Raw genomic sequence first — 1,100 nt, 5'->3', positions numbered from 1 at the left:
GGTAATACGAAAACTGAATTAAATACAAAAATTGACAGTACCAAGGTTGAGCTTGAAAACAAAGGCTTGAACTTTGCTGGTAACAGCGGTGCAGATGTACATCGTAAACTTGGTGAGAAGCTCAATATTGTGGGTGGTGCCGCTGCTTCAACTCCAGCTGCGAAAACAAGCGGTGAAAATGTTATTACCCGTACTACTCAAGATGGTATCCAGATTGAGTTATTAAAAGACTCGAAGTTTGACAGTGTGACTACTGGCAATACCACTTTGAACAACAATGGTTTGACGATTAAAGACGGTCCAAGCATTACTAAAGAAGGTATTAATGCAGGTGGTAAACAAATTACCAATGTAGCTGATGGTGTAAATGCTAAAGATGCAGTGAATAAAGGTCAGTTAGATGATCTTGCTGCCAAGCAAAATGCAACTGATGATGCTGCAGTGAAATACGATGATGCCAAAACCAAAGATAAAGTTACCTTAAAAGGTAAGGATGGTACGGTTTTAGATAACGTGAAAGCTGGCAACATTTCATCGACTTCAAAAGAAGCAGTAAATGGTAGCCAGATTCATAATATTTCAAACAGTATTAAAAATAGCATTGGTGGAAATACAGTTGTAAATCCAGACGGTAGCCTGACGACCAATAACATTGGCGGCACGGGTAAAAACAACATCAATGATGCAATTAACGAAGTAAAAAATACTGCAACTAAAGCAAAAACAACTGTAACTGAAGGCGATAATGTCGTTGTAAAAGAAACTGTTAATAAAGATGGCAGTACTAACTACGAAGTATCGACTAAAAAAGATCTGACATTAAACAGCGTAACTTCAGGCGATAGCGTACTTACTAATAATGGCTTAACTATTAAAGAAGGTCCAAGCATTACTAAAGACGGTATAAATGCTGGTGGTAAACAAGTTACCAATGTGGCAGATGGTGTAAATGCTAAAGATGCAGTGAATGTTGATCAGCTAACTAAAATCAAAGACAGCTTAAATGGCAAGATCACTGATACCAACACCAAGCTGGACACGACTAAAGATCAGTTAACGACTCAGATTAACGATACTAAAACTGAGTTAAACAACACGAT

1 pseudogene is annotated in these 1,100 nt (G+C 37.7%); it reads left to right on the top strand.

From position 1 onward, the window contains the following. A pseudogene (locus B554_RS0100010) lies at positions 1–1,100 on the top strand (adhesin); the annotation flags it as partial.

It is taken from the genome of Acinetobacter sp. GG2, assembly GCF_000292385.1.
GTDB classification, from domain to species: domain Bacteria; phylum Pseudomonadota; class Gammaproteobacteria; order Pseudomonadales; family Moraxellaceae; genus Acinetobacter; species Acinetobacter seifertii.
This window is presented reverse-complemented; position numbering and strand designations above follow the sequence as displayed.